The sequence below is a fragment of the Pseudomonas sp. CP4 genome, from assembly GCF_047758505.1.
Classification (GTDB): domain Bacteria; phylum Pseudomonadota; class Gammaproteobacteria; order Pseudomonadales; family Pseudomonadaceae; genus Aquipseudomonas; species Aquipseudomonas fluorescens_AO.
The window spans coordinates 1,089,903-1,104,588 of sequence record NZ_CP180489.1; the positions used below are offsets into that span (position 1 = coordinate 1,089,903).

Annotated in this window: 12 protein-coding genes and 3 tRNA genes; all 15 read right to left on the minus strand. The window is 60.8% G+C overall.

Annotated elements, in window-relative coordinates; translation table 11 throughout:
- Position 1: 1 nt before the first annotated feature.
- Positions 2–1,237 carry a c-type cytochrome gene (locus ACMYUN_RS04825; protein WP_415763112.1) on the minus strand — a complete coding sequence of 412 codons (1,236 nt, stop codon included), beginning with the start codon at positions 1,235–1,237 and terminating at the stop codon, positions 2–4.
- Positions 1,238–1,239: 2 nt separating this feature from the next.
- Entirely contained in the window at positions 1,240–1,779 is a 540-nt protein-coding gene (locus ACMYUN_RS04830) for a (2Fe-2S)-binding protein (protein ID WP_415763113.1), read from the minus strand.
- Entirely contained in the window at positions 1,772–4,603 is a 2,832-nt protein-coding gene (locus tag ACMYUN_RS04835; RefSeq protein WP_415763114.1) for a xanthine dehydrogenase family protein molybdopterin-binding subunit, read from the minus strand. Before ACMYUN_RS04835 ends, ACMYUN_RS04830 begins: the two co-directional genes overlap by 8 nt.
- Before the next feature lie 489 nt (positions 4,604–5,092).
- A tRNA-Asp gene (locus tag ACMYUN_RS04840) sits at positions 5,093–5,169 on the minus strand.
- Positions 5,170–5,262: 93 nt separating this feature from the next.
- Positions 5,263–5,339: transfer RNA gene (locus ACMYUN_RS04845), tRNA-Asp, on the minus strand.
- 55 nt (positions 5,340–5,394) lie between these two features.
- Positions 5,395–5,470, minus strand: a tRNA-Val gene (locus tag ACMYUN_RS04850).
- Positions 5,471–5,649: 179 nt separating this feature from the next.
- Positions 5,650–6,426 (minus strand): SDR family oxidoreductase, encoded by a 777-nt coding sequence (locus ACMYUN_RS04855; protein ID WP_415763115.1) that lies wholly within the window; start codon positions 6,424–6,426, stop codon positions 5,650–5,652.
- Positions 6,423–7,634, minus strand: coding sequence for an O-succinylhomoserine sulfhydrylase (locus ACMYUN_RS04860; protein ID WP_129999125.1), 1,212 nt, complete (start codon positions 7,632–7,634; stop codon positions 6,423–6,425). Before ACMYUN_RS04860 ends, ACMYUN_RS04855 begins: the two co-directional genes overlap by 4 nt.
- 69 nt (positions 7,635–7,703) lie before the next feature.
- Positions 7,704–9,209, minus strand: a complete 1,506-nt coding sequence (gene purF, locus ACMYUN_RS04865) for an amidophosphoribosyltransferase (protein WP_039762055.1) — start codon at positions 9,207–9,209, stop codon at positions 7,704–7,706.
- 41 nt (positions 9,210–9,250) lie between these two features.
- Positions 9,251–9,811, minus strand: a complete 561-nt coding sequence (locus ACMYUN_RS04870) for a CvpA family protein (RefSeq protein ID WP_129999126.1) — start codon at positions 9,809–9,811, stop codon at positions 9,251–9,253.
- Positions 9,812–9,909: 98 nt separating this feature from the next.
- On the minus strand, positions 9,910–10,572 hold the full coding sequence (locus ACMYUN_RS04875; protein ID WP_039762054.1) for an SPOR domain-containing protein: 663 nt from the start codon (positions 10,570–10,572) through the stop codon (positions 9,910–9,912).
- Positions 10,556–11,863: a bifunctional tetrahydrofolate synthase/dihydrofolate synthase gene (folC, locus tag ACMYUN_RS04880; protein WP_039762052.1), complete on the minus strand. Its 1,308-nt coding sequence runs from the start codon at positions 11,861–11,863 to the stop codon at positions 10,556–10,558. Before folC ends, ACMYUN_RS04875 begins: the two co-directional genes overlap by 17 nt.
- On the minus strand, positions 11,860–12,780 hold the full coding sequence (gene accD / locus ACMYUN_RS04885) for an acetyl-CoA carboxylase, carboxyltransferase subunit beta (RefSeq protein WP_016773939.1): 921 nt from the start codon (positions 12,778–12,780) through the stop codon (positions 11,860–11,862). The genes folC and accD overlap by 4 nt, the downstream gene beginning before the upstream one ends.
- A 201-nt stretch (positions 12,781–12,981) precedes the next feature.
- Positions 12,982–13,614, minus strand: a complete 633-nt coding sequence (locus tag ACMYUN_RS04890) for a phosphoribosylanthranilate isomerase (protein WP_415763116.1) — start codon at positions 13,612–13,614, stop codon at positions 12,982–12,984.
- A gap of 64 nt (positions 13,615–13,678) precedes the next feature.
- On the minus strand, positions 13,679–14,503 hold the full coding sequence (gene truA, locus ACMYUN_RS04895) for a tRNA pseudouridine(38-40) synthase TruA (RefSeq protein ID WP_039762050.1): 825 nt from the start codon (positions 14,501–14,503) through the stop codon (positions 13,679–13,681).
- Positions 14,504–14,686 lie beyond the last annotated feature (183 nt).

A 14,686-nucleotide genomic window follows, 5' to 3' on the forward strand; every position in this document is an offset into this window, starting at 1 on the left:
ATCAGTGGGCCTTGTGCTCGACGCTCGGCGCGTCGGCTTGCAGCTTCTGCACTTCGCTTACCGCCAGTTCAGCGCTCTGCCCGCCCCAACCCTGACGCAGGTAGTTGAGCAGATCGGTCAATTGCTCAGGACTGAGCTTTTCAGCAAAACCCGGCATCGGCTGCATGTGCTCGAACCCGGAGAACTTCTGCTCACCGATACCGTCCTCGATCACTCGCAACAGATTGCGCGGATCTTCCAGACGCAACGTGGTGTTGCCGCGCATGGCCACGGCGATGTGCGGCTTGCCTTCACCGCCAGCCGCGTGGCAACCGGCGCAGACGTTCAGGTATTCCTGACGGCCGCGCTGCGCACTTGGGCTGAGCTTGTCCAGCGGCACCTCGACGAGTTCTTTGGCCGGCGCCGGTTGCTCGCCGAGAAGGAATGTCGCCATTGCTGCCAGATCAGCATCGCTCAGACCTTGAGTGCTGTTGTGAAATACCGGGAACATCTCGTTGAACATCGTCCCTTGCGCGCTCATGCCGTGCTTGAGAAACGTGCTCAGATCCTGCTGATTCCAGCCACGCTCGGCCAGGTCGGTAGCCAGCAGGCTCGGCGCCAGATAACCATTGAGGATGCCGCCGGTCATGCGCTTGTCCATTTGCATCGCGCCGGGCAGGCCGCGTGGCGTATGGCATTCGCCGCAATGACCAAGGACGTCGACCATATATTGGCCGCGCTTCCACGTCTCACTCTTGCCTTCCGCCGGTTCCAGCTTTACGTCTTTGCCATAGATCATGTTCCAGCCGGTCAGGCCCAGACGCACATTGAACGGAAAGCTCAGGCTGGTCACCGGTGCGGCGCGTTCGATCGGCTCGACGGTTTTCAGATACGCGTGAATCGCATCGGAATCGGCGCGCGGCATCAGGTGATACGAGGTGTACGGCATCGCTGGATACAGATTCGCACCGTCGCGACGCTTGCCTTCGGTCAGCGCAGCGAAGAACTCGTCATCGTTGTACAGACCGATGCCGTGCTCTTTGCTCGGGGTGATGTTGGTGCCGTAGATCGTGCCGAATGGCGAGACGATCGGCAGGCCGCCGGCATATGGCGCGCCACCCGGTGCGGTGTGGCAAGCCATGCAGTCGGCGGCGCGAGCGAGGTATTCGCCGCGCTTGATCTGATCGTCGGCGTGGGCCGCCAAAAGCGGCGCAGCCAGTCCGACCGCGAAAGTCAGGCGGGTCAGTAAACGCTTCATGCTCAACCCTCCTTAACCAGGCCGAGATCGGTCAGCACGTTGCGCGTGGCGTTGTAATAACGCACGTAGCCAGTGCAGCGGCAGACGTGATGGCCGAGGCTGTCCTCGATCACCTGTTCCAGCTGACTTTTGATGATCGGCTGGCGCTGCAGCTTCTCGACCAACACCGTCGCGGCGTTGACGAAGCCTGGCGCGCAGTAGCTGCACTGGAAAGCGAACTCGTCGACAAAGCGCTGCTGGATCGGATTGAGCTCGGTGACCTGGCCCTGCTCGTCGCGAGTGGCATGGCCTTCAATCGTGCGGACTTTCTTGCCCTCGAAGTAATGCGCACCGGTGATGCAGGTGCGCACTTCTTCGCTGGTGCCGTCGGGGTTGTCGACGATCACCACACAGGCGTGGCAGATCCCCTGACCGCAGCCCAGACGCGAGCCGGTGAGATTTTTGTATTCGTGCAGATAGTCGATCATCGGCAGGTCATCAGGGATGTCCACCGGGCCGACGGATTGACCATTGAGGGTCAGTTGAAGCGGACGGTTAGCCATTGAGGGCCTCCTTGATGCGCGCAGCGGTAATAGGCAAGTCACGAACACGTTTACCGATGGCGTGCGCCACGGCGTTACCGATGGCACCGACAATCGGGATCATCACCACTTCGGCGATGCCCTTGGACGGATCGCTCGGCGACAGCGGCGGCAGGATCTCCGCAGTCTGCTTCCACACCGCAACGTGACGCGCCATCGGCAGACGGTAACGGTTGAAGTTCCAGTCACCCTCCCCCGGCCCGCCTTCGTACAACGGCATCTCTTCCATCAACGCATGGCCAATACCCATGGCGATACCGCCTTCGAGCTGGCCCTTGACCAACTCTTCAACCAGCACACGACCGCACTCGATCCACGAATGGTGGTTGAGCACCTGAACTTCCGCCGAGCCTTTGTTGACCTTCAACTCGACCAGCGTCGCGACCGGGCTGTAATAGGTCACGGCAGCGTTGTTCAACTGCACTACCGGGTAGTTGACGTTCTGCCGATCGAGCAGATGGAAGCCGGCGCTGTTCATCTGCGCTTTCTTCGCTTGCGGCGCGCCATCGCCGTATTTCACCGCCAGACCGTCGAGCGGCAGGCGCTCGCGCACGCCGTCGATACTGTACTCGGCCTCGGCCCAGCTCCAGCGGTTGAAACCATGCACCGTAGCGCCCGTCACCAGACCGCGCTCGTGGGCGCGCTTGGCCAGCTCTTCAAAACTCAGCGGCTGCATGCCGTTGGCGGTCAGCTTGCCATCGACCCAATGCGCATCTTCGCGGCGCACTACGTAAGGGTTGGCCTGGCCGCCGTACGGACCTTGGCGCCAGATCTCCAGTGCCGCCGGCCACAAGCCGTGGTTGAACAGCACGCGCGCCGCTTCACGGGTCGCATGGCTGAAGTAATAGGCCGAGTTGGTCGCCGAAGACGCCGACGCCAGCTTGCCGACCCAGCGCGGGTTGCGCAGCAGATTGTCCTGCTCGGCCTGACTCATGATGTACGGGTTGCCGCTGGTGATCAGCTGCATTTCCTGCCATTCGGTTTCGCCGGTTTTCACCTCGTGCGCCGGGCTGCCGAGGAAATCCGCGACGACCAGGGCTTGCGAGGTGGACATGCCGGTACCGATTTCGATGCCGATGTGGCGCAGAGTGATGCGCCCGTCTGCGGTGAATTCGATGCTGGCCATCGGCGCTTCGGAGCCAGTGCCGAAGTCTTTCTGGCAGATGGCGAAACCGATGCCGTACCAGTTATCCGGATCTGCCGCTTCACGCTGTTGCTTGATCGCGTCGCGGTTTTTCCAGACCTCGTGCACCGAGGCCTTGTCGAGAATTTCGTGCAGGCGCAGTGCACCGGCCGGGATTGCACCCTGGGTGTTTTTCATCCCCGAACGCAGGGCGTTGCGACGGCGCAAATCGATCGCGTCGACACCCAGACGATTGGCGATCTCGTCGACCATCATTTCGGTCGCCGCCATGCTCTGCAGGGTGCCGTAACCGCGCATCGAACCAGCTTCGACTGCGCGCGAATGATAGGCGGTGACCTGCAGGTCGTTCTGCGGCATGTAGTAGATCGACTGCGCAGCCGTGGCGCCAACCGCCGCCACCGATGGGCTGTAGTTGACCCGGCCGCCGCCGTCGACGCTCATTTCCGCGCGGAAGATCTTGAAGGTGTAGTCGTTCTTGTCCACGGCCAACTGGTAGCGAATGTCGAACGGGTGACGCTTGATGCCGCTCTGGAACTGCTCGTAGCGGTCGTTGGCCAGACGCACCGGCACGCCGGCGCCGTACAGCGCGGCCAAGGCTGCATAGTAGACAAAAATGTTGTGGTCTTTGGAGCCGTACCCGACGGTATAGCCCGGGTGCATGTTCAGATTGGCCAGGCCAAAACGCGACGGCCCGATCATCTTCGCGGTCTCGGTCGCAACCTCCAGCGGGCACTGCGTCGCAACGACGAAATGCAGGGTTTTGGATTTCGGGTCGTACCAGCCGTTGCCGTTATCCGGTTCGAGGGCAGCCGGTTCGATCGACGGGGTTTTATAGCGCTCGTCGAACACCAGCCAGTTATCCGGCGGCGTGTCGATTTCCTGCTTCATGCGATCGGCGTAGAACAGGCCGCGCTCGGTGAGGTTGCCATGCAGGTTCGGCGATGCATTCCACACCGGCCGGCGGTTTTTCAGCATCGGGAACAGGATCGAGTCCTTGAGGCTGGCGAACTCGTCTTCGTCCGCCGAGGTTGCGCCGCCAACGCGCACGTAGCGGAAGCTGCCGTAGGGATCACCTTCATAGAACGGCACTTTGGCGCCGTAACGAATCGCTTTGTCATTGAATTTGAGTTGATTCTTGGCCTGACGGAAACGCTCGAAGTCGTTCCAGATCAGGATCGCTACCGGGTGACCGATGAACATCGGCACTTTGCCTTCCGGCAGCAATGGATCAGGCGCGTGCTCTTCGGGGAAAACGATACCGTCCTTGTCCAGATCGGCAGCGGTAACGATGCGGTCCGGCTGCAGATCGGCGCCGAGCCATGACAGGTCGTAGCCGGCGTAGATACGGTCGGCCTTGATGGTTTTCAGCAGCATCGCGTGGCCTTGTTGCTCAGGCCAGCCGGGCATGTCCTTGGCACGGATGTCGCGGGCAAAAACCTTGCTGCCGCAGACCTTGGACAAGGCATCGTTGCGTTGGCGCGCCTTGCCGTTATTGCCGAGCCATTTCTCGGACGGCACGGTGACGCTGTTTTCCATCAAGGCAGCCAGCGCCTGACTGCTGAGCGGCGTAAGCGTAACGCTCACACCCGCCACCAGCCCGCCCTGGAGGAACGAGCGCCGGGATATTTCACGGTTGGACATGGATCATCCTCTGGGCGGTTATAGGTCCGCCCTTTTGGTTATCTACTGGGGATCTCGAGTCGTGCAGAAGCTCTTTCTGGCGAAGCAAAGAGCTGTGTTGACAGTGCAAAGCTGACCGAAAGGTTAACTTTAAAGGTTTCTGCGCCCGCAGCAAACAACCAGTTACAAAAACCCCACTAAATAATCAAAAAAATCAATGCGACGTGGCACCGCATCCGATCCGCCGAGACGACAGAGCGTGCCTATGGTGGATTGAGCCTCCTCGCGAAAGCGATTTTCAGGCAATACAGATTTTGAATGTGCAGACGCTTTCGCGAGCAGGCTCGCTCCCACAGGAATTTGCATTGGCTTCAGGAGCGAGGAATAGGAATAACCAAATTTCAGACACAAAAAACCCCGGTCTTTCGACCAGGGTCTTTGCTATCGATCCGATTCAGCCGATGACTGGTTTCGGCGCTTCAAGGCGTTCAGTGGTCCTTGAAACAGATATGGCGCAGCGGACGGGACTCGAACCCGCGACCCCCGGCGTGACAGGCCGGTATTCTAACCGACTGAACTACCGCTGCGTATCGCTTTGAGCTTGCGCTCAAGTAACTCGTTTTGATTGCCGGCTTCGGTGCCTGGCAATCGCGAATCAGATATATCTGATTCGTAAAATATGGCGCAGCGGACGGGACTCGAACCCGCGACCCCCGGCGTGACAGGCCGGTATTCTAACCGACTGAACTACCGCTGCGCGTCGGTGCAGGCACTTTCAGCCTACTCTCTTGCTTGCGCAAGCTTCTCGGGAGTGGTGGGTGATGACGGGATCGAACCGCCGACATTCTGCTTGTAAGGCAGACGCTCTCCCAGCTGAGCTAATCACCCGTTTGCATCTCCGAGGCCGCGAAATTTACGCAGGTGGCGAAGCTAAGTCAATAGCAGGATTAGAGTTTTTTTCGAAAACAGATTTTAGCTGCAAGCTGCAAGCTTCAAGAAAAAGCAAGATCAGCGAAAGCAGGCACACTACCATCATGCTTCTGCTTGCCGCTTGAAGCTTGAAGCTGCTACTGCTCGTAAATCATCTTCTTGGTCATGCCGCCATCGACGACGAATTCCTGCCCGGTGACAAATCCCGCATTCCTCGACAGCAACCACGCGACCATCGCCGCCACGTCCTCGACCGTCCCTACCCTGCCGGCCGGATGCTGGGCATGATCGGCATCGGCCAAAGGTTCGGCGCGACGCACCGAGGGATCACGCGCGTCGATCCAGCCCGGACTGACTGCGTTCACGCGGATTTCCGGCCCAAGGCTGATTGCCAGCGCATGGGTCAGCGCCAACAGCCCGCCCTTGCTCGCCGCATACGCCTCAGAGTCCGCCTCCGACTGTCGCGCACGGGTCGAGGCCAGGTTGACGATCGAACCGTTGTGCGCACGCAGATACGGCGCACAGTGCTTGGCCAGCAACATCGGCCCGCTGAGATTTACCGCCAGCACCCGGTTCCAATAGGCCAGATCGAGGCTTTCCAGGGTGATGTTGTGCGGATCGGCCACCGCTGCATTGCAGACCAGCGCATCAAGGCGACCAAACTGCCCCAGCACCTCGGCCACGCCCAGCGCGACCTGATGTTCGTCTGCGACGTCCATGGCGATGAACCAGGCGTTCTCGCCCAGCACCTTCGCCACTTTCGAACCTCGCGCCCGATCGAGATCGGTCAGCACCACCTGCCAGCCTTCGCTGATCAGCCAAGCGGCAATTCCGAGGCCGATCCCGCGTGCAGCGCCGGTGACCAGCGCCACGCGACCATTGGTATTGGCCGCCGGTGTGGACAACTCGATCACAATGCCGCCAGACCGCGCGCCAGGTCGGCCTGCAGGTCAGCCACATCTTCCAGACCGACCGCGACGCGGATCAGGCTGTCACGAATGCCTGCCGCTTCACGTTCCTGCGGCGCCAAACGGCCGTGGGAGGTGGTGCTCGGATGGGTGATGGTGGTTTTGCTGTCGCCGAGGTTGGCAGTGATCGAAATCAACCGCGTGGCATCGATAAAACGCCAGGCGCCTTCTTTGCCGCCCTTGACCTCGAAGCTCACTACGGCACCAAAGCCCTTCTGCTGGCGCTGGGCCAACTCGTGCTGCGGATGGCTCTTGAGGCCGGCGTAATGGACTTTCTCGATGCCGTCCTGCTGCTCCAGCCATTCGGCCAGCGCCTGAGCGTTGGCGCAATGCGCTTTCATGCGCAGGTTGAGGGTCTCGAGGCCTTTGAGGAAGATCCACGCGTTGAACGGGCTGAGGGTCGGCCCGGCGGTCCGCAGGAAACCCACCACTTCTTTCATCTGTTCACCGCGACCGGCGACAACGCCGCCCATGCAGCGGCCCTGACCGTCGATGAACTTGGTCGCCGAGTGCACGACAATATCCGCGCCGAGCTTCAGCGGCTGCTGCAACGCCGGGGTGCAGAAGCAGTTGTCGACCACCAGCTGCGCGCCCTTGGCATGCGCGATTTCTGCCAGTGCGGCGATATCCACCAGTTCGGCCAACGGATTGGACGGCGATTCGACAAAGAGCAGTTTGGTATTGGATTTGATTGCCGCATCCCACCCCGACAGATCGGCCAGCGGTACGTAATCGACTTCGACGCCAAAGCGCTTGAAGTACTTCTCGAACAGGCTGATGGTCGAGCCGAACACGCTGCGCGACACCAGCACGTGATCGCCCGCGCTGCACAGGCTCATCACCACCGCCATGATCGCAGCCATGCCGGTTGCCGTGGCGACGGCCTGCTCCGCGCCTTCCAGCGCGGCGATGCGCTCTTCGAATGCGCGTACGGTCGGGTTGGTGTAACGCGAATAAACGTTGCCCGGCACTTCGCCGGCAAACCGCGCCGCCGCATCGGCAGCGGTGCGGAACACGTAGCTGGAGGTGAAGAACATCGGATCACCGTGCTCGCCTTCCGGCGTGCGGTGCTGACCGGCACGCACGGCCAGAGTATCGAACGCTACGCCTTCGAGGTCGCTGTCCAGCCGACCGGCATCCCATTCCTGACTCATGCTGTCACTCCTTGCTGTGTTCTTGAAAAATGTCAGATACAAAACCGGCCCCTCAGGGCCGGTGGAAACTCAGTTGTTGTACAGATCGATGATCGCACTGACTGCCTGGGTCTTGACCTTCGAGGCATCGTTGCGCGCCTGCTCGATCTTGTCCAGATAAGCCTCGTCGACGTCACCGGTCACGTACTTGCCATCGAATACGGCGCAATCAAAGTTTTCGATTTTGATCTTGCCGCCGCCGACCGCTTCGATCAAGTCAGGCAGGTCCTGATAGATCAGCCAGTCAGCACCAATCAGATCAGCCACGTCCTGGGTCGAACGGTTGTGTGCGATCAGTTCGTGGGCGCTCGGCATGTCGATACCGTAGACGTTCGGGAAGCGCACCGCAGGTGCCGCCGAGCAGAAGTAGACGTTTTTCGCACCGGCTTCGCGGGCCATCTGGATGATCTGCTTGCAGGTGGTGCCGCGCACGATCGAGTCATCGACCAGCATGACGTTCTTGCCGCGGAACTCAAGCTCGATGGCGTTGAGCTTCTGGCGTACCGACTTCTTGCGCGCGGCCTGGCCCGGCATGATGAAGGTGCGGCCGATGTAACGGTTCTTGACGAAGCCTTCGCGGAATTTCACACCCAGGTGATTGGCCAGCTCCAGCGCCGCAGTACGGCTGGTATCCGGAATCGGGATGACCACGTCGATATCGTGTTCAGGACGCTCGCGCAGGATCTTCTCGGCGAGCTTTTCGCCCATGCGCAGACGCGCCTTGTACACCGAGACGCCGTCGATGATCGAGTCGGGACGCGCCAGGTAGACGTGTTCGAAAATGCACGGAGTCAACGACGGGCTGGTGGCGCACTGACGGGTGTGCAGCTTGCCATCTTCAGTGATGTACACCGCTTCGCCCGGCGCAAGGTCGCGGATCAGGGTGAAACCGAGCACGTCCAGCGAAACGCTTTCCGAGGCAATCATGTACTCGACGCCTTCGTCGGTATGACGCTGGCCGAACACGATCGGACGGATGCCGTGCGGGTCGCGGAAACCGACGATGCCGTAACCGGTAATCATCGCAACGACGGCGTAGCCACCCACGCAACGGTTGTGCACATCGGTCACGGCGGCGAACACGTCTTCTTCGGTCGGCTGCAGCTTGCCGCGCTGGGCCAGCTCGTGGGCGAACACGTTGAGCAGCACTTCCGAGTCGGAACTGGTGTTGACGTGACGCAGATCGGATTCGTAGATTTCTTTGGCCAACTGTTCAACGTTGGTCAGGTTACCGTTGTGCGCCAAGGTGATGCCGTAAGGCGAGTTGACGTAGAACGGCTGGGCTTCGGCCGACGTCGAGCTGCCGGCAGTCGGGTAACGGACGTGTCCGATACCCATGTGGCCGACCAGACGCTGCATGTGACGCTGCTGGAACACGTCACGCACCAGGCCATTATCCTTGCGCAGGAACAACCGGCCATCATGGCTGGTCACGATACCGGCAGCGTCCTGGCCGCGGTGCTGGAGCACGGTTAGCGCGTCATACAGCGCCTGATTGACGTTCGACTTACCGACGATACCGACGATGCCACACATGCGACGCAACCCCTACTTAATGGATCTGAACTGAGCAACACTCACTGAGGCGTTTTCGCCGCCGGCAAGAGCTGCTCCTTGAACGGAATCTCAGCGGGTACGCTGATTCCGCTGGCAAGCCACTGACTGCTCCACCCGAGTATCAGGTTTTTGGACCAGTCGGCGACCAATAGAAACTTGGGCACGAGCTGTGATTCTTTCCACCACCCGTCCTGCTGTACCGGCCCCAGGCTCAACAGCCCGACTGCCACGACCACCAGCAACACGCCACGCGCTGCGCCGAAGGCCATGCCAAGGAATCGATCGGTCCCGGACAACCCGGTGACGCGAACCAACTCGCCGATAAGATAATTGATCATTGCGCCCACGATCAGTGTGGCGACAAACATGATGGCACAGCCCGCGATCACGCGAGCCGATGGGGTTTCGATGTATCCGGCGAGGTACTCGGACAGTGAGCCACCAAACATCCAGGCAACCGCTCCTGCGATGATCCAGGTCAGCAGCGATAACGCTTCCTTTACGAAGCCGCGGCTCAGACTGATCAATGCGGAGATGGCGATGATTGCAACGATCGCCCAGTCAACCCAGGTAAATGGCACAGTGCAGCCTACAGACGGATAAGGCGGCGCATTTTAGCAGAGCGCATGGCTGTCGGTAAGCTGCGATTGTCAGTGCTTTTCAATCGAGGTGATAGATTTCAGCCACGTTCAGGCTGAAAACGGACAACGAAGCCCTTGAGGTTCTGTTGACGGCTCAGCAGATCACGCAAACGATCGGCCTCGGCACGCTCGATCAGCGGACCGACGAACACCCGATTCTTGCCATCCGCCGAACGGATATACGCGTTGTAACCTTGGCTGCGCAGGTTCTTCTGCAGGCTTTCGGCACTGGCGCGGCTCGACAGACTGGCCAGTTGCACCGACCAGCTCACCGACAGACCGTTGGCATCGACGCGGCTCTGCGTGGCATCAGGTTTGCTGGTTGCGGAGGTGATCGGCTGGGCCGGCGCCGGAATCGGCTTGGCCACCGGTGGCGGCGTTGCCGGGCGCGCAATCTGCGCCGGGATGGTCGGTGCTGGGGCGGCCGGAGCAGCAGCCGGAGCAGCAGGCACCGCTTCTTCAGCGACCTCCTCGTCCGTTGGCACCGGCTCCTGTGGCAAAGCCTGCGGCTCAGGCACGGCGACCGGATCCATTTGCACTTGCGGCATGGCCGAAGGCTGAGGCGCAGCCGGGGCCTCGACGATCACCTGACGCTGCTCGTCCTGACGGGAAAACAGCATCGGCAGGAAGATCACCGCCAGCGCCACCAGCACCAACGCGCCAACCATGCGCTGCTTGTACGCTTTATCCAGCAAAGCCATTTGCCGCTTCCTCCGTGGAGCGCCGGGCCAGCCATTCAAGGGCCTCGGCGACACAATAAAATGATCCGAACAAGAGAATCTCGTCGTCGCTGGTCGCAACCGCGCACTGCCCTTCCAGAGCGGCCGCGACGCTGGCGTAAGACGTAACCGAAGCGCCAAGGTTCTGCAGCGCTGCCTCAAGCTCAGCCACGGGACGCGCGCGCGGCGAATCCAGCGGCGCGACAGCCCAATGCGCGACACTAGCATTCAATTCGCCAACAACACCATCGAGATCCTTGTCCGCCAGCAACCCGAACACCGCCAGACGCTTGCCAACCGGCGGCCGCGCAGCCAGACGTCGAGCGAGATATTCAGCGGCATGCGGATTGTGACCAACATCCAGCAACAGGTTCAGGCGCTTGCCGTTCCATTCGAACGAACGACGATCGAGGCGCCCGACCACGCGCGTCGCCTGCAGCGCCGCGACAATCTGTTCGGCGTTCCACGGCAAACCCGTCAGCAGAAAGGCTTGCAGCGCCAGCGCGGCGTTTTCCATTGGCAGATCGAGCAACGGCAAGTCACGCAACTCGACCACTTGGCCCTGCGCATCGGTGCCGCGCCATTGCCAATGCTGCTCGGTGATACCGAGATCGAAATCGCGACCACGCAGGAAAAACGGGCAAGCCAGTTCGCGCGCCTTGTCGAGCAGTGGTTGTGGAGGATTCAGATCGCCACACAAGGCTGGCTTGCCCTGGCGGAAAATTCCAGCTTTCTCGTAGGCTACGGATTCGCGGGTATCGCCCAGATAATCGGCGTGATCGACGCCAATGCTGGTGACCAGCGCGATGTCGGCATCCACCACATTGACGGTATCCAGACGCCCGCCCAACCCGACTTCTAGCACCACAGCGTCAAGCGCGGACTGTTGGAACAGCCAGAACGCCGCCAGAGTGCCCATTTCGAAGTAAGTCAGGGAAGTGTCGCCGCGGCCCGCCTCGACCGCAGCAAAGGCTTCACACAGCTGGGCGTCAGTGGCTTCGACGCCGTTGAGCTGCACCCGCTCGTTGTAACGCAGCAGGTGCGGAGAATTGTAGACACCAACGCTCAGGCCCTGCGCGCGTAGCAACGAAGCCACGAACGCGCAGGTCGAACCCTTGCCGTTGGTGCCGGTGACCGTGATCACCCGAGGCGCCGGCTGGCCCAGCCCCATGCGGGACGCTACCTGTTGCGAACGCTCCAGGCCCATGTCGATGGCCGACGGATGCAACTGCTCGAGGTAGGCGAGCCATTCACCAAGGGTGCGCTGGGTCATACGTTGGCAGGCACCGGCGGCACCACGATCGGCTCGATCGGCGCGGCGACGAATTTCGGCGTCGGCTTGCCGGTCATCTGCGCCAGCAGGTTACCCAGACGCGGGCGCAGTTCCTGACGGTGGATGATCATGTCGATAGCGCCGTGCTCCAGCAGGAATTCGCTGCGCTGGAAGCCTTCCGGCAGTTTTTCGCGCACGGTCTGCTCGATCACACGCGGACCGGCGAAGCCGATCAAAGCCTTCGGTTCGCCAACGATAACGTCGCCAAGCATCGCCAGACTGGCGGAAACACCGCCGTAGACCGGGTCGGTCAGTACGGAAATGAACGGAATGCCTTCTTCACGCAGACGTGCCAGCACGGCCGAGGTCTTGGCCATCTGCATCAGCGAGATCAGCGCTTCCTGCATGCGCGCGCCACCGGAAGCGGCAAAGCAGATCATCGGGCAGCGGTTTTCCAGTGCGTAGTTGGCAGCGCGAACGAAGCGCTCACCGACGATGGCGCCCATGGAACCGCCCATGAAGTTGAATTCGAATGCCGAAACCACCACCGGCATGCCCAGCAGGGTACCGCTGACCGAGATCAGCGCATCTTTTTCGCCGGTCTGCTTCTGCGCAGCAACCAGACGATCCTTGTACTTCTTGCCGTCGCGGAATTTCAGACGGTCAACCGGCTCCAGGTCAGCACCCAGTTCGTTGCGGCCTTCCGGATCGAGGAAAATGTCGATGCGCGCACGTGCGCCGATGCGCATGTGATGGTTGCACTTGGGGCAAACGTCCAGGGTCTTTTCCAGTTCCGGACGGTACAACACCGCCTCGCAGGATGGGCATTTGTGCCACAGACCTTCAGGCACCGAGCTCTTCTTGACCTCCGAGCGCATGATCGAAGGGATCAGTTTGTCTACTAACCAGTTGCTCATGCTTTCTTTCTCCAGTACCGGCGGCCCGAACGCTCTGGTTCGCAGCCCCGCGTATGCCCTTGAGCTAAATTCATGTGTGTGTGGCGATGATTGATGAAGAGTCGCGGTCAGCGCGGAACATGACCTGCGTACGATTCAGCAACCCTCAGCCGCGCCTGCTTTGTACAAGTGCATTGATGGACGGCGGCAGACTGCCAGCCGTCACATCGACGATGTATTGCCGCGCACCGCGTTGATGAATGCGCGAATCTTGTGGTGATCCTTGATGCCTTTGCTCGCTTCTACCCCGCCGCTGACATCCACCGCGTAGGGCTGGACCCGCGCAACCGCGTCGGCAACGTTTTCCGGCGTCAGGCCACCGGCGAGGATCAGCGGCTTGCTCAAATTTTGCGGAATCAATGACCAGTCAAACGCCTCGCCGGTTCCGCCGGGCACCCCTTCGACATACGTGTCGAGCAGCACGCCACTGGCGCCGGGAAAGGCGTCGCAGGCGGCAACAATGTCATCGCCAGCCTTGACCCGCAGCGCTTTGATGTACGGACGATGCCAGCCTTCGCACGCCTCCGCGCTTTCGTCGCCATGAAATTGCAGCAGATCAAGCGGCACCGCATCGAGGATTTCCCCCAGCTCGCAACGGCTGGCATTGACGAACAGGCCCACGGTGGTAACGAACGGCGGCAACGCCTTGATGATCGCCCTTGCCTGCTGCACGCTCACTGCACGCGGGCTGTTGGCGTAGAACACCAGACCGATCGCATCGGCACCGGCTTCGACGGCGGCCAGCGCATCTTCGATGCGGGTAATGCCGCAGATCTTGCTGCGAACGGCTGACATGTCAGGAAATCCTCAAGACAAAATCGAAAAACGTCCCGGATGGTAACAAAAGCGCTCGAGGGCGTCAGCCGTCAAGTTCGGAGAAACCCGTAAGGAAATGTGGCCCGATAAAACGCTCGGGCAACGGGAATTCGTCGTGGTACTCGACCTGTACCAGATACAGCCCGTACGGATGCGCCGTCACCCCGCCGGAGCGCCGCTCGCGACTTTCCAGCACTTCCTTCATCCATTCCACCGGACGCTCGCCTGCACCAATAGTCATCAGTACACCGGCAATATTGCGCACCATGTGATGCAGGAAAGCGTTGGCACGAATGTCGAGCACGATCATCTTGCCGTGACGGGTTACGCGCAGGTGATGCATCTTCTTGATCGGTGACTTGGCCTGGCATTGACCGGCCCGGAACGCGCTGAAGTCGTGCGTGCCGATCAGGTACTGCGCGGCCTCGGCCATGCGCTCGGCGTCAAGCGGGCGATGATTCCAGGTGATTTCCTCATTGAGGTGCGCCGGGCGAATCTGATCGTTGTAGATCACATAGCGATAACGCCGAGCGATGGCTTTGAATCGCGCGTGAAAGTGCGCCGGCATAATCTTGGCCCAACTGACGCTGATGTCGTGGGGCAGATTGATGTTGGCGCCCATGACCCAGGCCTTCAACGAGCGATCGACCTGAGTGTCGAAGTGCACCACTTGGCCGCAGGCGTGCACGCCAGCATCGGTACGCCCGGCGCATTGCAGGGAAACCGGCGAATTGGCGACTTTCGACAAGGCTTTTTCAAGCTCTTCCTGCACCGTCGCCACACCGGTCAACTGACGCTGCCAGCCGCTGTAGCGCGAGCCTTTATACTCAACGCCCAGCGCGACGCGGTAAAAGCCGTCGGGCGCCATTTCGGCGACCGGGTTATCTATGTTTGCCAAGGTGGGACAGCCTGCTGATTTGCAAAGGCGGGCATTATAAAGCGGTGGGCTGGGGATGCCAGAGTTCTCTATCGGCAGTACCGCCCCCTTCGCGAGCAGGCTCGCTCCCACAAGGGGTACGCGTTTCAACTGTAGGAGTGAGCCTGCTCGCGA

Bases quoted from the DNA above. Each gene is read 5' to 3' on its own strand.
- ACMYUN_RS04830 (WP_415763113.1), bottom strand. From the start codon at position 1,779: ATGGCTAACCGTCCGCTTCAACTGACCCTCAATGGTCAATCCGTCGGC.
- ACMYUN_RS04860 (WP_129999125.1), bottom strand. From the start codon at position 7,634: ATGAGTCAGGAATGGGATGCCGGTCGGCTGGACAGCGACCTCGAAGGC.
- purF (WP_039762055.1), bottom strand. From the start codon at position 9,209: ATGTGTGGCATCGTCGGTATCGTCGGTAAGTCGAACGTCAATCAGGCG.
- ACMYUN_RS04825 (WP_415763112.1), bottom strand. From the start codon at position 1,237: ATGAAGCGTTTACTGACCCGCCTGACTTTCGCGGTCGGACTGGCTGCG.
- ACMYUN_RS04875 (WP_039762054.1), bottom strand. From the start codon at position 10,572: ATGGCTTTGCTGGATAAAGCGTACAAGCAGCGCATGGTTGGCGCGTTG.
- truA (WP_039762050.1), bottom strand. From the start codon at position 14,503: ATGGCGCCCGACGGCTTTTACCGCGTCGCGCTGGGCGTTGAGTATAAA.
- ACMYUN_RS04835 (WP_415763114.1), bottom strand. From the start codon at position 4,603: ATGTCCAACCGTGAAATATCCCGGCGCTCGTTCCTCCAGGGCGGGCTG.
- ACMYUN_RS04890 (WP_415763116.1), bottom strand. From the start codon at position 13,614: ATGTCAGCCGTTCGCAGCAAGATCTGCGGCATTACCCGCATCGAAGAT.
- folC (WP_039762052.1), bottom strand. From the start codon at position 11,863: ATGACCCAGCGCACCCTTGGTGAATGGCTCGCCTACCTCGAGCAGTTG.
- accD (WP_016773939.1), bottom strand. From the start codon at position 12,780: ATGAGCAACTGGTTAGTAGACAAACTGATCCCTTCGATCATGCGCTCG.